This is a genomic window from Rhizobium sp. BK538 (genome assembly GCF_014197575.1).
Lineage (GTDB): Bacteria > Pseudomonadota > Alphaproteobacteria > Rhizobiales > Rhizobiaceae > Rhizobium.
Genome location: NZ_JACIFT010000003.1, coordinates 203,705 through 217,225, shown reverse-complemented (window position 1 = coordinate 217,225; position 13,521 = coordinate 203,705). Strand labels below are relative to the sequence as shown.

Annotated in this window: 12 protein-coding genes; 1 reads left to right on the top strand and 11 read right to left on the bottom strand. The window is 60.4% G+C overall.

Features of this window, described 5'->3' with window-relative positions:
* Positions 1-144: 144 nt before the first annotated feature.
* From FHX09_RS05145 to FHX09_RS05105, 9 genes are all read right to left on the bottom strand, one after another.
* Complete coding sequence (locus FHX09_RS05145; RefSeq protein ID WP_132589211.1) at positions 145-1,239, bottom strand: chemotaxis response regulator protein-glutamate methylesterase; 1,095 nt, start codon at positions 1,237-1,239, stop codon at positions 145-147.
* Between the two features lie 11 nt (positions 1,240-1,250).
* Complete coding sequence (locus FHX09_RS05140; RefSeq protein WP_132589210.1) at positions 1,251-2,105, bottom strand: CheR family methyltransferase; 855 nt, start codon at positions 2,103-2,105, stop codon at positions 1,251-1,253.
* 29 nt (positions 2,106-2,134) lie between these two features.
* On the bottom strand, positions 2,135-2,611 hold the full coding sequence (locus FHX09_RS05135; protein ID WP_132589209.1) for a chemotaxis protein CheW: 477 nt from the start codon (positions 2,609-2,611) through the stop codon (positions 2,135-2,137).
* A 1-nt stretch (position 2,612) separates the two neighbouring features.
* Entirely contained in the window at positions 2,613-4,433 is a 1,821-nt protein-coding gene (locus FHX09_RS05130) for a methyl-accepting chemotaxis protein (RefSeq protein ID WP_184449374.1), read from the bottom strand.
* 211 nt (positions 4,434-4,644) lie between these two features.
* A complete protein-coding gene (locus FHX09_RS05125; protein ID WP_132589207.1) occupies positions 4,645-6,339 on the bottom strand; it encodes a methyl-accepting chemotaxis protein in 1,695 nt (564 codons plus the stop codon).
* 25 nt (positions 6,340-6,364) lie between these two features.
* On the bottom strand, positions 6,365-6,868 hold the full coding sequence (locus FHX09_RS05120; RefSeq protein WP_132589206.1) for a chemotaxis protein CheW: 504 nt from the start codon (positions 6,866-6,868) through the stop codon (positions 6,365-6,367).
* A complete protein-coding gene (locus tag FHX09_RS05115; protein WP_132589205.1) occupies positions 6,865-8,925 on the bottom strand; it encodes a chemotaxis protein CheA in 2,061 nt (686 codons plus the stop codon). The genes FHX09_RS05120 and FHX09_RS05115 overlap by 4 nt, the downstream gene beginning before the upstream one ends.
* On the bottom strand, positions 8,922-9,290 hold the full coding sequence (locus FHX09_RS05110) for a response regulator (protein ID WP_132589204.1): 369 nt from the start codon (positions 9,288-9,290) through the stop codon (positions 8,922-8,924). The genes FHX09_RS05115 and FHX09_RS05110 overlap by 4 nt, the downstream gene beginning before the upstream one ends.
* Positions 9,287-9,616: an STAS domain-containing protein gene (locus FHX09_RS05105; protein ID WP_132589203.1), complete on the bottom strand. Its 330-nt coding sequence runs from the start codon at positions 9,614-9,616 to the stop codon at positions 9,287-9,289. Before FHX09_RS05105 ends, FHX09_RS05110 begins: the two co-directional genes overlap by 4 nt.
* A 342-nt stretch (positions 9,617-9,958) precedes the next feature.
* Between FHX09_RS05105 and FHX09_RS05100 the strand changes: the two genes are divergently transcribed.
* Positions 9,959-11,689: a chemotaxis protein gene (locus FHX09_RS05100; protein ID WP_184449372.1), complete on the top strand. Its 1,731-nt coding sequence runs from the start codon at positions 9,959-9,961 to the stop codon at positions 11,687-11,689.
* A gap of 1 nt (position 11,690) precedes the next feature.
* On the opposite strand, the gene FHX09_RS05095 is transcribed toward FHX09_RS05100, so the two are convergent.
* A complete protein-coding gene (locus tag FHX09_RS05095; RefSeq protein ID WP_132589201.1) occupies positions 11,691-12,773 on the bottom strand; it encodes a tetratricopeptide repeat protein in 1,083 nt (360 codons plus the stop codon).
* Positions 12,774-12,783: 10 nt separating this feature from the next.
* Complete coding sequence (locus tag FHX09_RS05090) at positions 12,784-13,437, bottom strand: thiamine phosphate synthase (RefSeq protein ID WP_007802511.1); 654 nt, start codon at positions 13,435-13,437, stop codon at positions 12,784-12,786.
* Between the last annotated feature and the right edge of the window lie 84 nt (positions 13,438-13,521).

Here is a 13,521-nt window from a genome sequence, read left to right as displayed (position 1 = left end):
TAATACGGTACGCGCTGTCAGGGCGGGAAAGGTCCCTGATCGCCGGAGAAGGCAGCGCTCGATAAGATTGGCGGCCTCAAGACCACAAAATCGGGAAAATTTCAAGAGGAGAGCCGCACAGCCCTCAAGGCTCGTCGACAGTATCTAGAATTTCTGCTGCGCCATCAGCACCTCACGCGCAATCTGGTCGAGCGGAAGAATGCGATTGACGCCGCCCTTGGCGATCGCTTCCTTGGGCATCCCGAAGACGACCGATGTCGCCTCGTCTTGTGCCACCGTATAGGCGCCGGCCTGATGCATCTCCAGCATGCCCTTTGCGCCGTCATCGCCCATGCCTGTCATGATGATGCCCATCGCGTTCGAGCCGGCGCTGCGCGCAGCCGAGCGGAACAACACGTCGACGGACGGGCGATGGCGCGACACCAGCGGACCCTGCTTGACGGAGACGTGGTAACGCGCGCCTTGCCGCTCAAGCAGCATATGCTTATCGCCGGGCGCAATCAGCACATGGCCGCGCAGGACAGGATCGCCGTCCAAGGCTTCCTTGACTTCGACTTCGCAAAGACCGTTCAGCCGCTTGGCAAATGCCGCCGTGAATTTTTCCGGCATGTGCTGCACGACGACGATGCCGGGCGCGTTGGCAGGAAGCGCCTCGAGAAATTCGCGCAATGCTTCTGTCCCGCCTGTCGAGGCTCCGACGCAGACGACCATCTCAGTCGTCTTCGCCATCGCACGGCCGGTCGGCGGCGGCAGCATGGCGTCGGCTGTCAATTTCCGTGCCGGTGCTTCGCTGCCGGGGCGCAGGGCGCCTGCGGCGCGACAAACATTGGCGAGGCGTGCATGTGAGGCGCTCTTGACCACCTCGCGGATGCGAACCGCATCATCCGCAAGACTGTCCGCCGCACCGATCTTCGATTTCAGAATGACGTCGACGGCGCCGGATTCCAGCGCCTGCAGAAGCGTCTCCGAGCCGGCCTCGGTGAGTGACGAACACATCACGACAGGGATCGGCCGCTGCGCCATCAACTTACGCAGGAAGGTGATCCCGTCCATCCGCGGCATTTCGACATCGAGCGTGATGACGTCGGGAATCTCTTCCTGGATCTTCTTGGCCGCCATGAAGGGATCGGTCGCAACCCCCATAACTTCGATGTCGGGGTCTTCCTGCAACAGGCGCACGAGCGTCTGACGGACGCTGGCTGAATCATCGATGATGAGAACGCGGATCTTCTTGCCCATGGCGGCCTTACTCAAACGCGCTGGAAGACAGTGTTGGAGACCTGCTTCAGCGGCAGATCGAAGCCGGCGATCGATTCCGAGTGGCCGATAAACATGTAACCGCCCTTCGCCAGGCAATTGCAGAGCCTCGTCAGCACGGCCGATTGCGTCGGCTTGTCGAAATAGATCAGCACGTTGCGGCAGAAGATCATGTGCATCACATCGCCGACCGGATATTTGTCGTCCATCAGGTTCATCCGGGAAAATCCAACCCTGCTGCGCAACAAGGGCGAGATACGGATCTCGCGTCGTCCGGGCTGCTTAGCGACCATGATGTACTTTCGCTGCAGGTCGCGTGGCACAGGCTGGATGAGATCCTCGGCATAAATGCCGCGCTGTGCCGTTTGCAGCACTTCGGTGCTGAGATCGGTGGCGAGTATGCTGTAGTTTCCGTCGCCGCGGGCTTCTGTGAACTCCTCGAGCACCATCGCCATCGTATAAGGCTCCGCACCTGTGGAGCAGGCCGAGCTCCAGGTGCGGATCGTGCGAACGCCGCTTGCGGCAAGAGCCGGCAGAGCGACCTGCTGCATGTAGTCGAAGTGCCGCGCCTCGCGGAAGAAGTCCGTTTTGTTCGTGGTCACGGCATCGATCAGATAGACCGACTCCTGCTCCAGACCGCCTTCGTGAAACAGGAAGTCACAGTAGTCATCGAAGGTCACATGATTTGTCGCCCGCAACCGGCGACGAAGCCGGCCCTCCAGCATCGTGACCTTCGTCGGCGGCATCTTGATGCCGCTGTAATCGTAAATGAACCGGGCAAGCTTATCGAAATTACGCTTGCTGATCCTGTCGCCCGCAAACTGGGCCTCTGCAACGGCCATACCCATGATGCGCAAAACTCCGGCTGGGCCGCCTCTCAGGCGGCCGATTGCAAGACAGAGGCGTCTTCGCGCGACAAAAGCCGCCCGAGATCGACGATGACGACAAAGCCGCCTTCCCGGCGCACCACGCCGGCGATGTAGTCGGAGCGCCAGCGCACGCCGATGTCAGGCGCCGCTTCGATCTGGTCACGCCGGAATGGTGTGACTTCGAAGACGCGGTCGGCAACGAGGCCGAGGGTCAGCGTCCTGTTCTCCATCGCAATGTCGAGGACCAGAACGCGCGTGTGCGGCGTCGGGATCGTCTTCGACATGCCGAGCTTCAGCCGGAGGTCGATGGTCGGCACTCCCTGGCCACGCACTTCGCGAAGGCCAAGGAGATAATCTGGACCGTTCGGAATCTTGAAGGCTTCCGCATAGTCGAGGATTTCCCGCACCACCTCCACCGGCACGGCGAAGGTTTCCTCGCCAAGGCTGAAGGTTACAAACTGCGCTTCCAGGGATGCCGTTGCCATATTATGCGCTTTCCTTGAACTCGGCGTCGCCGTCATCCGGCCCGCCCATGGACATGTCGAGTGCGAAACCCTTCGCGCGGGCCTGCTGGGCTGCGACGGAATTTGCCGGCGATGCTGCCTTTGCGGCCGGCTTGCGCGGTGCGGCGGCAACCGGGCTGCGAACGCTGATGCGAGCGGACGGAGTGCGGCTCTGACGGCTGCCGGCCATATCGACCTTGAAGAAGGCGATCGAGGTCTGCAGCTCTTCAGCCTGGCTTGCAAGCTCCTCCGAGGTCGCCGACATCTGTTCGGAGGCACCGGCATTCTGCTGTGTCACCTTGTCGAGCTGCTGGATCGCCTCATTGATCTGCGAGGCGCCGACATCCTGCTCGCGGCACGCGGCGCTGATCTCCGAGACAAGTTCCGCCGTCTTGCGGATATCGGGAACAAGACTACCCAGCATGTCACCGGCGTCGCTCGCCGCCTTTACCGTGTCACTCGACATGGCGCTGATCTCGGCGGCAGCGGACTGGCTGCGCTCGGCAAGCTTGCGCACCTCGGAAGCAACGACCGCAAAGCCTTTGCCATGTTCACCAGCACGCGCCGCCTCGACAGCCGCGTTAAGGGCGAGCAGATCGGTTTGCCGCGCGATTTCCTGAACGATGCCGATCTTCTCAGCAATCGTGCGCATCGCATTGACGGCGCGGGAAACAGCATCGCCGCTGGCCTCGGCGTCCTTGGCAGACTGGCGCGCGATCTTCTCGGTCTGGGCGGCGTTGTCGGCATTCTGCTTGATGTTTGCGGCCATCTCTTCCATCGCGGCGGAGGCTTCCTCGGCCGAGGCCGCCTGCTCCGTCGCGCCCTGGGAGACCTGCTCCGAACTCGCGGACAGTTCCTGGCTGCCGGCCGAAACATTCTCTGCTGCGGAGATTGCGTCGGCGACAACGCCACGCAGGCGCTCGACCATCTGCTCGAGTGCGATACCGAGGGTGTCCTTGTCGGAGAGCGGCTTCGGCGACACTGTCAGGTCGCCATTGGCGATCTGATTGGCGATGCCTGCAGTGACGCGAAGGTTGTCGGTCATTTTCGTCATCGAGGTAACGAGATCGCGGATTTCGTCATTGCTCTTGTGCTCGATACTCTGGTCCAGGTCCCCGATGCTTACGGCATCGACGAGATCGACTGCACGCTTCAGGCCACGAGAGATGTTGAGCGAGATCCAGGTGGCGCAGCCCAGCGAGAAGAGAATCAACGCGACTGTCATCGAGACAAGAAGTCGCCGCGAATTCGTATATTGGACGTTGGTTTCCTGATCCGTTTCATTGACATTGCCGGCGATGGTATCCCGCATGTCTTGCATGACCTTGAGCGCCTTATTCATCAGCTCGCGGCCTTCCTTCATCGTCAGACCGGCGGCCTCGGTATTCGATTCTGTCGTATTTTGCGTTGCCAGATCGGCAATTCGCTTTTGTATAGGCATGTATTGGTCGTAGATCGCCGCGAACTGGGCAGCCTGCGCGCGCACGTCGGGATCGGCAGAGACTTCGAGTTTTGCCGACAGTTCCCTGATCGTGCTCTGTCGGTCGAGCATCAATTTCACGAAATCGGCGATCTCGGCTGGATTGGTATTCATGATCGCATTCTTTTCGGCGCGAACTGCGCCGTTGACCGTGTCGCTGAGGACCGACACGTTTTGCAGGTCATTGATCGGTTCAGCGACCATCTGTGTGATTGCCGAATTCAATGAGGAGAGATTGAAGATGGCGAGGCCGGCCATCGCTCCGCTGAGCAGAATGACAGCGGCGAAGACTAAAGCCAGCTTGAGCTTTATCGTCAGACGCATGGATAGACTCCAGAGACTTGATATTTTGAGGAAAATTCCACTGTCACCTCGACCGGTATCCTGATGACGCGTGCGGCTATTGCGATGCGATGAAGAGTCTTGCCTCTACTCTTGCGTGAATGGGTGACGGAGCCAACCACGCTTCCAACGATGGCATCCGTTGTGCATCGGCGGTGTTGCGGCCAGTCGCCCGGCCGCAACGTTCACGGGATCATGCGCTTTGGCGAAAATCGTCGTCGCCGGCGTCAGGACCGCCCATCGACATGTCGAGTGCAAAGCCCTTCACCCGCGCCTGCTGGGCGGCAACGGTTCGGTTGGCGGCGGGGGCCACGGACGCGTTACGCGCCGTTGCGACCGGGGCGGGCTTGGCAGATGCCTTGGGCCGTGGATTCTTGGCGCTGAGCCTCGCGCCTGCCGTGTCAACCTTGAAGAAGGCGATCGAAGCCTGCAGCTCTTCGGCCTGTGCCGCCAGTTCTTCGGAGGTTGCCGACATCTCTTCGGATGCGCCGGCATTCTGCTGCGTCACCTTGTCGAGCTGCTGGATCGCTTCGTTGATCTGCGAAGCGCCGATATCCTGTTCGCGGCATGCCGCGCTGATTTCGGAGACGAGTTCAGCGGTCTTCCTGATATCAGGCACCAGGCGGCTCAGCATATCGCCGGCATTGCTCGCTGCCTTGACGGTGTCGCTCGACATGGCGCTGATCTCGGCGGCGGCCGACTGGCTGCGCTCTGCAAGCTTGCGCACCTCAGAAGCAACGACCGCAAAGCCCTTGCCATGCTCGCCGGCACGCGCTGCCTCGACAGCCGCGTTGAGGGCAAGGAGGTCCGTCTGCCGGGCGATTTCCTGGACGATGCCGATTTTCTCGGCAATCGTCCGCATGGCATCGACGGCGCGGGTGACAGCTGCACCGCTCTCTTCCGCGTCTTTGGCGGACTGGCGAGCGATCTTCTCCGTCTGGGCGGCATTGTCGGCATTCTGCTTGATGTTGGCCGCCATCTCCTCCATCGAGGCCGAGGCTTCTTCAGCGGAAGCAGCCTGTTCGGTGGCACCCTGGGAGACCTGTTCTGAGCTCGCAGACAGCTCCTGGCTGCCGGCCGAGACGTTCTCCGATGCCGAAAGCGCATCGGCAACCACGCCGCGAAGGCGCTCTATCATGACATTGACGTTGCCAAGCAGTTCGCCGATTTCGTCGCGATTGGTGACTTCTGCGGTCTTCGTTAGATCGCCTTCGGAAACCTCGCGGACGATCGTGTTCGCACGGGCGAGCCCCTTGGCGATGCTGCTGGCAATCCAGAACGCCGTCGCCGCCCCAACCAGCAAGGCGACGACCACCGAGATGATCATCGTCAGGAGCGTTTCCTGATACTTCGCCTCGGCATCGTCGTCGGCCGTTTCCATCCGTTGCTTTTCGAGGGAGAGGATCTCCGCCAGAACGGCGTCGATCTCGTTTGCCGAGCTGCGTGCGGTGGTCACGGAAATATTGGTCGCCGCGTCGATATTGCCTGCCTTCATATAGCCGCGGATCTGATCGTCAGCCTCGAAGAACTTTTTGGAGAGCGCAGAGATGTGCTCCCAGCGCGGCCTGCCCTGTTCCGTTGCAATCTTCAAAACGGCAGCGAGCGAGTCCGCGAATTCCTTGCGCCCTGCATCACCCTTCGCAATCGCGCCCTCGATTTCGTCAGCGTCCTTGGCCATCAGCAGGTTCTTCTGCTGCCGGATCGCCTGCAATTGGCCGATATTGATTTCCTGCGCCAGCTCAAGGCGCGCCGCAGGGCCGTTCAACACGGCGCCAATCGAGTCGTTCAGCCCGCTCAGGCTCATGATGGAGTAGGCTGATGTGCCCAATAACATAAGGATAATGAAGGTGAACGCTGTCACCAGCTTTGTCTTGATCGTCAGTCGCATCTTTTAACCCCTTAGATGACCGTGCCTAGTTGGCCGCTCCTGATGTGTCGTGTCGCGATGAGAAGATCGCCCGCAGATTGGGGAGGATGATGAACTCGCCCCCACGCTTGACGAGGCAGTTGATGTAGTCGGCGCGCCAGCGCATACCGACGCTTGGCGGGGGCTCGCTGGCCGCCTTGTTCAGCGTCGTGACCTCGTTGACCTTGTCGGTTCGCAGGCCGACGAGCGTCGCCTCTCCCTGCAGGTCGATTTCAATCACGATGATCCGGCTGTCGATCGTCGCTTCCGTCGCCTCCATACCGAAGGCAAGGCGCAGGTCGGCAAGCGGAATGACCTTGCCGCGGAAGTTGATGACGCTGGCAACGAAGGGCTGAGCGCCTGGCACCCCGGTTTCGGGCAGGAGATCAAGAATCTCCTGCACGATCACCGCCTCCAGCGCGAATGTCTCGCCATTCATGTCAAAGGTGAGAACCTCGACTTCGTCGGCATAGTCCCAATGGCTATCGAACTTTTCTGCTGCCGCGTTCATCCCGCCGCCCTCTTTTGCGCTTCCTGCTGCTGACCGGCGGCCACGAGATGGCCGACGTCGAGAATTAGAGCGACGCTGCCGTCACCGAGGATCGTCGCCCCCGAGAAGGTCTGCACGTCGTTGTGGAGCTTGGACATCGACTTGATCACCGTCTGGTGGTCGCCGATGATCTGATCAACGACGAGGCCGACGCGCTCCGTGCCGGTCGAGATCACAACGACCTTCTGATGCACATCCGGCTTGGTACCGGTGCGGAAGAGATCGCGCAGCCGGAGGAATGGAACCAGGCTATCGCGCAGCGAGATAAAGCTGCGTCCGCGCGAACGCAGGTCGTCTTCGAGCGAGAGTTCGAGGCATTCCTCGACCGCCGAGAGCGGGATCACGTAGCGGCCCGAGCCGACGCGCACGAGCAAGCCATCGATGATGGCGAGCGTCAGCGGAATACGAAGCGAAACCTCGGATCCCTGCCCCGGCATACTTTCGACATCGATCGCGCCGCGAAGCGCTTCGACGGTTTTCTTCACCACATCCATGCCGACCCCGCGGCCTGAAAGATTGGTGATCTGCGCGGCGGTAGAGAAGCCGGGTGCGAAGATCAGCTGCAGCAGCTCGGAGTCCGAAAGCGGCTGGCCGGGCGCGATCAGACCGGAGGCCTCCGCTCTGGCGCGGACGCGCTCGCGATTGATACCACGGCCATCGTCCTTGATTGAGATGATCACCTCGCCGCCCGCCTGGCGGGCTGACAAGGTGACGGTTCCGGCTTCGGCCTTGCCGGCGGCGAGACGGTCCTGCGGCGTTTCCAGCCCGTGATCGATAGAGTTGCGCACCAGATGCACCAGCGGATCGGCCAACCGTTCAATGACTGTCTTGTCGACCTCCGTGCTTTCGCCTTCCGTCACCAGTTCGATGACCTTACCGGTCTCCCGCGCCAGATCGTGAACGAGGCGACGAAAGCGCGAAAACAGAGTGGCGACCGGCACCATGCGCAGCACCATCATTGTGTCACGCAGCTCGCCGGAGAGGCGCTCGATCTCTTCGGAAACGGAGCGCAGCTCAATATCCGCGCTGGCACTGGCAAGCTGACTGAGGCGCGACTGCGCAATGACAAGCTCGCCGACACGGTCCATCAGTTCGTCGAGACGTTCGGCCGGAACGCGAACGTTTTCCGCAGCCTTCGCCTGGCGATGATCGGAAGCCGTTCCCGCATCTCGCTTCGCGGGAACGGCTTCGACGGGCTTGAAGTCCGGCGTGACCATGGGCGGAACCGCAACTGGCTCGACCGGCAAGGCAACGACAGAGACGGCGGGCGGCTCGCTGGCAATCTGGGCTTCAACGGGACCGTCGATTTCCTCAACGTCCAGTTCCATGTCGTCCATCACGAAGATGAACACGTCGTCGATGGCAGAGCGATCCTGCTTGCTCGTCAGCACCACGTCCCAGGAGACGTAAAGCTCGGTTGGCACCAACTCGCCGAGCGGCGGAATGGCAGCAATGTTGGCGCGTATCGTGCACTCACCGAGATCGCGCAGCTCATCGAGAAGGCCAAGAGGGTTGGTGCCGTTTGCCATCGCATTCGATGGAAGGCTGAAGCGGATGCGCCATGTGGTTGTCTTCTTTGCCGGGCTCGCTGGCGCCGATGCAAGGGCGATGGCTGCAGCCGTTGCGCTCGTCGTCGCACTGCCTTGGCCGCCGACCGCTGTGTGCAGCTGGGCAAGCAGCTTCTGGCCCGTATCGCCGTGATCAGCATCGGGCTGATCGACGAGCGCTCGCATGTGATCTTGTGCGGCCAAAACCGCCGCGACCAGTTCGGCCGTCGCCGGCACTTCGCCTTTTCGAACCCTATCGAAGGCCGTTTCGCAATGGTGGGTAAAGGCAGCCAGCGCCTCGAAGCCGAACATCGCGCCTGAGCCCTTGAGGGTGTGCAGGCCGCGGAAGACCGCGTCCACCAGATCCTTGTCGTCAAGCTGATGCGTCAGGTCCAGGAGACCGGCCTCGATCGTCTCAAGGCATTCGGCCGCCTCCGTCCGAAAGACCGCGACTGGGTCGAGCGTACTCATTTGCCGAGCACCTTTCTGATGATCTTCACCAGGTTCTCCGGATCGAAGGGCTTGGTCAGCCAGCCCGTCGCGCCGGCCGCCTTGGCACGTGCCTTCAGATCAGTATCGGACTCTGTCGTGAGGAAGATGATCGGCACGCCCGTATGGGTCGGAAGCTTGCGAAGCTCCTCGATCATGGTCAGGCCGTCCATGACGGGCATATTCAGGTCCGTGACGATCAGATCGAAATGCGTCGACTTCGCGGTCGCCAGCCCTTCGGCTCCATTGACGGCCTCGGTCACCGAGTAGCCGGCGTTGGTCAGCGTGACCTTCGTGGTGAGGCGGATGCTTGCGGAATCGTCTACAGTCAGAATGTTTGCGCTCATGGCGTCACCTCTTTATGCAACCAGAATTTAGCGTCGTCAGGGTTGAAAGCGTCGAGGAACCCTGCGCGCTCGAGCACCTTCAGAACGTGCCCCTTGGCGGGCGAGGAAAGTGTGATCGACTTGTTCTGCGCCTTTGCCTGCCGACGAGCGGACTCGATGAGCTGGATGAAACTCAGATCCGCTTCGGCATGTTCGGAAATGTCGATGACAAGTGAATTATTACTATCGATACTTGTAGTAATTTTTGAGAATATCTCAGATATATTCCTAACAAGCAAAGCATCATTAAATGATACTGTCTCGTTATATTGGCTAAATGTACTCAACTCAGCCTCCTGGGATGGAGAAATACTTCCAAGCCCCAAAAGGAATCTCATGGCAGGCTTAACAGCGGGTAAAGTTTGGTTGTCGGAACATGCAATTAAGGCGTGTCCAGACTCCCTGAATTATTACCTGGTATAAATTATAATGAGGCTCACTCGTTTTGTGTAACTATTTGTTTTACATAAAAAATATGAAAGTCTTTATTATCGCTTCGGTCGTGGCGTCATTTTTTTTACACGCTGTTAAGCACAACATTGACGAGTCCGGGACGTTTACCCGCTGTTTCCCTCCGGCCCCTAAAAATGGAGTCAAAATTTGCCAGTGTTATAAGTAAAGGAAATAACGTGACGAACGGGGCGACATCGGCACTTCTGGCATTTCAGGCTTCAGGATCGGGCATCAGCGAGACGCTCGAAGCGGCCCGCAGCCAGGTCGAGGAACGTTTCCTCGAAGGCGGCACGGCGTTGCTTTCGGTCATGGATGGTCTCAACCGTTTGTTGAGCTCACTCGACAATGTCACAAAGGCGCTGGACGCCAACGAGTCGAGCGATACGGGTGCGGATCTGCGCTCGACGGTCAAGAGCCTGACCGGTCTGCAGATCGCCGAAAAGGCGCGCCAGAATGCCCTCTCCTCGCTTGCCGACACGGGCAATTCGTTGCGCAAACATGTCGCTGATATGCAGGAGACGATGCGCTATCTGCGCACCTTTGCAGTGACTGCCAAGATCACCGGCGCCGGTCTTCCCGAATTCGCCGGCTTCGCACAGGAAATCCTCGAGCGCATCTACTCCGGAACGGCTGAAGTCAACGGTTTTGCCGCCCATCTCGACAGGCTCGAGAAGGAAGTCAAAGTCGCGCTGAGCTTTGGCGCAGCGACCGCGCGCAGCTATTCCGAGACAGTGCCCGACGTTGCACGAGCGTTGCAGGACGACGCCCGGAAGATTGCCGAACACCGAAAAAACCTCGCGGCTATCGCCCACGATGTCTCGGCAATTGCCCGTGGTATTCAGAGCAAGGTGGCCTCCACGCTGTCTGCGCTGCAGGTTGGAGACATCACCCGCCAACGGATCGAACATGTCCAGGGCACTTTTGCACTCCTCGACGAGTTCCTCGATGGAGAAGACGGACGCAAGCTTGGTGCGGATGCACGCCGGCGCCTGGAGAATGTCGTTCATCATCTGACGGCCGCGCAGATGAACGATATGTGCAAGGATTTTCATCGCGACTCACAGAATGTCGTCAAGACGATCGCGAGCTTTGGTCAGGATACTCAGGAGATCCTGCGCCTGCGCGATCAGATGAGCGGCGGCGGTCACGGGAATTTCATGCGCGCGCTAGAGTCGAGCGTCTGCGCCGCGCACGAGATCGTCAAGCAGGTGGACCAAGCGGCCCAGCAGGCCGATCAGGTAAGCCAATCGACGCTCGGCACCGCCGCCAAACTCCTGGAATCCATCGGCAACATCCGTGTGGTCAAGACCGACATCCACTACATGGCGTTGAATACAAACCTGCGCTGCAGCCGTTTGGGCGAAGAAGGAAAATCAATCAATGTTGTCACGGCGGAGCTGCGCATCTTTGCGGCCAAACTCGACGAATCCGCCGATGGGATCGTCAACGGACTGCCGACACTGGAAGCGGCAGCCGGCCGGATTGCGCCCGCCGGTACAGACAACGCCGTCGGTCTCGGCGACAACCTGACATCAGCCGTTGGCAACATCCGTGCTGCCGCCGACACGATGGAAGACGAGCTCAAGGTTCTCTCCGAGCACGGCCGCGAAGTGGCGAACAAGATCAGCTTGTTGATCGGCAAGCTGGATTTCGAGCGTGATCTCGGCGATGTGCTGGCGCGCTGCGCCGAGGTGCTTGAGGATGCCGCCGGCGCCGAAATCGCTGACATTTCGGACATTGCCGACGTGGTGGCACCGCTCGATCGGAAGATCTTCAAGCTCTATACGATGGTGCAGGAGCGCAACGTCCACGGCGACATCATTCCCGCCATGGAAGAAACGGCTGCGACGGTTGTCGAGACGAAAGTCGAGGACGACGAAGACCGCTTCGCCGACGCGCTCTTTTAAATCACTGGATCCGGCGGAACTTGTTGGCGGCCTCGATCGCCGCCTTCTGCTGATCTTCCTCGATGCCGAGGTAGAAGTCTTCGAGGGCCGGGTCAGGCAGGCCCGCCCGACGCGACAGGACATACCATTTTGCGGCTTCGACAGGATCTGGCTTGGTTCCAAGTGCATTGATGTAGAGATGCGCCAGCTTGTTTTGCGCAACCACGTTTCCGCGATTGGCGGCAAGCCGCAACCACTGGAAACCCTTGACGAAATCGCGCGGTCCATTCTGACCGTTGATCAACCAGGTACCAAGATCGACCTGGGCCGTGTCGTAGCCGGCATGCGCTGCGCGCGCCATCCATTCGCGCGCCAGCTGCTTCTTTTCCTCCGGCAGATCAGGCAGCGAGGAGTAAATCTCCGCCACTGCATATTGCGCGTCCGCGATGCCCTGTTCGGCAGCCTTCTCATAGTAAGGCAAGGCGAGCTTCAATCCCTTGTCGCCCGGATTGTCAGCTGTCAGGATCTGGCCCCAATTGAACTGCGCCGAGGCATTTCCGGCGTCAGCCGCCTTGTGCATATATTCGTCGGCCTTAGCCTTGTCGCGCTTGACGAACCGGCCCTCGATCAGCATCAGCGAATATTTGAACATCGCAGCGGCGTCGCCGCCCTCCGCGCCCTTGCTGTACCAGAAGGCCGCGTTCTTCATGTCGCGCTTGACGCCCAGCCCATCCGCCAGAAGTTCACCCATAAGCGTCTGCGCGGCCGGATCACCGAGCTGCGCCCGCGGCAGAGCCCTTTCCATCGCGGTCAGATAGTAGCCACGCTGATAGGCGCCGTAGGCGTCGTCGACCGGCCCCTTGTAGTCTTTTTCCGGGGGTAGGTCGGGCAGCTTCGCACCCATGCGGTCGAAAACCCCGACGCCCGTCGACGGTCCGGTGCCGTCTGTCTGCGGCCGCCCAGTTTTCAGCGACTCGGGAGCGGTCGCGAGCGGCCGGGTCACGATGTTGTCAACCGTCTGGGCCGAAACGCCATGCGTCAGCCCCGCCAGAATGACGGCGGCCAAGGCAGCGGAAAGGCGCAAATAGCGGGACAGGATCGGCATGAGCGCGATATCAATCCTCAAACCGTGGCGCTTTTTCGTCCAAGAGCGCATTGACCTCGGCGACGACGGAGGGCGCACGACCAGCGTCCTCGAAAACCGCAAGCCGCAGCGCCACGAACTCCGCACCGGTCTCTGCCACCGCCAATGCGGAAGCCGGATCCGTGCCGCCCATCACAATGCAGGGAATCTCAATCATCGAGGCCCACCACTCACCGAGTGCCAGGTTCTTGGGGTGCGCCTCCGGCTTGATGTCGCCGTCGAGCTTGCCGAAGAAGATATAGTCCGGCCGCTCCTCGCCGATCTCCAGCGCATGGTGCCGGTCGGCGGCATTGCCGCCGCCGACGATCAGCTTGTCGGCATACTTGTCGATCGCCTCGGAGATTTCGCTGGCCGGTCCGGTCAGATGCAGGCCATCCGCTTTGGTCCGCCCGACGACGCGGCTGTCGCCTGCAAGCAGGGCGGCTGCGCCCGCATCCTGAATAATTGGAACCAGCTTCTCGGCGTGCTTTTGGAATTCGCCATCGTTGAGACCGTATTGCGGCACAATCACCGAGGCGACGTCACCGCCCTTTAACGCATCCCCGACAATCTTTGCCTGCTCATCGGCACCAGCGATATCGGGGACGATCAGAACTAGGCGGCAGCGGTTTTCCGGTTCGGTCATCAACTCTTTCCATTTACAGCGGAACAGGCCGTTTCGCGGCCCTTTTGCACTCGTCTTGTGTGAGTAGTTCCGTTAGACGGGGCT

Coding starts and splice junctions, on each gene's coding strand:
- FHX09_RS05115 (WP_132589205.1), bottom strand. CDS start 8,925: ATGAGTACGCTCGACCCAGTCGCGGTCTTTCGGACGGAGGCGGCCGAA.
- FHX09_RS05140 (WP_132589210.1), bottom strand. CDS start 2,105: ATGGGTATGGCCGTTGCAGAGGCCCAGTTTGCGGGCGACAGGATCAGC.
- FHX09_RS05135 (WP_132589209.1), bottom strand. CDS start 2,611: ATGGCAACGGCATCCCTGGAAGCGCAGTTTGTAACCTTCAGCCTTGGC.
- FHX09_RS05110 (WP_132589204.1), bottom strand. CDS start 9,290: ATGAGCGCAAACATTCTGACTGTAGACGATTCCGCAAGCATCCGCCTC.
- FHX09_RS05145 (WP_132589211.1), bottom strand. CDS start 1,239: ATGGGCAAGAAGATCCGCGTTCTCATCATCGATGATTCAGCCAGCGTC.
- FHX09_RS05130 (WP_184449374.1), bottom strand. CDS start 4,433: ATGCGTCTGACGATAAAGCTCAAGCTGGCTTTAGTCTTCGCCGCTGTC.
- FHX09_RS05125 (WP_132589207.1), bottom strand. CDS start 6,339: ATGCGACTGACGATCAAGACAAAGCTGGTGACAGCGTTCACCTTCATT.
- FHX09_RS05095 (WP_132589201.1), bottom strand. CDS start 12,773: ATGCCGATCCTGTCCCGCTATTTGCGCCTTTCCGCTGCCTTGGCCGCC.
- FHX09_RS05120 (WP_132589206.1), bottom strand. CDS start 6,868: ATGAACGCGGCAGCAGAAAAGTTCGATAGCCATTGGGACTATGCCGAC.
- FHX09_RS05090 (WP_007802511.1), bottom strand. CDS start 13,437: ATGACCGAACCGGAAAACCGCTGCCGCCTAGTTCTGATCGTCCCCGAT.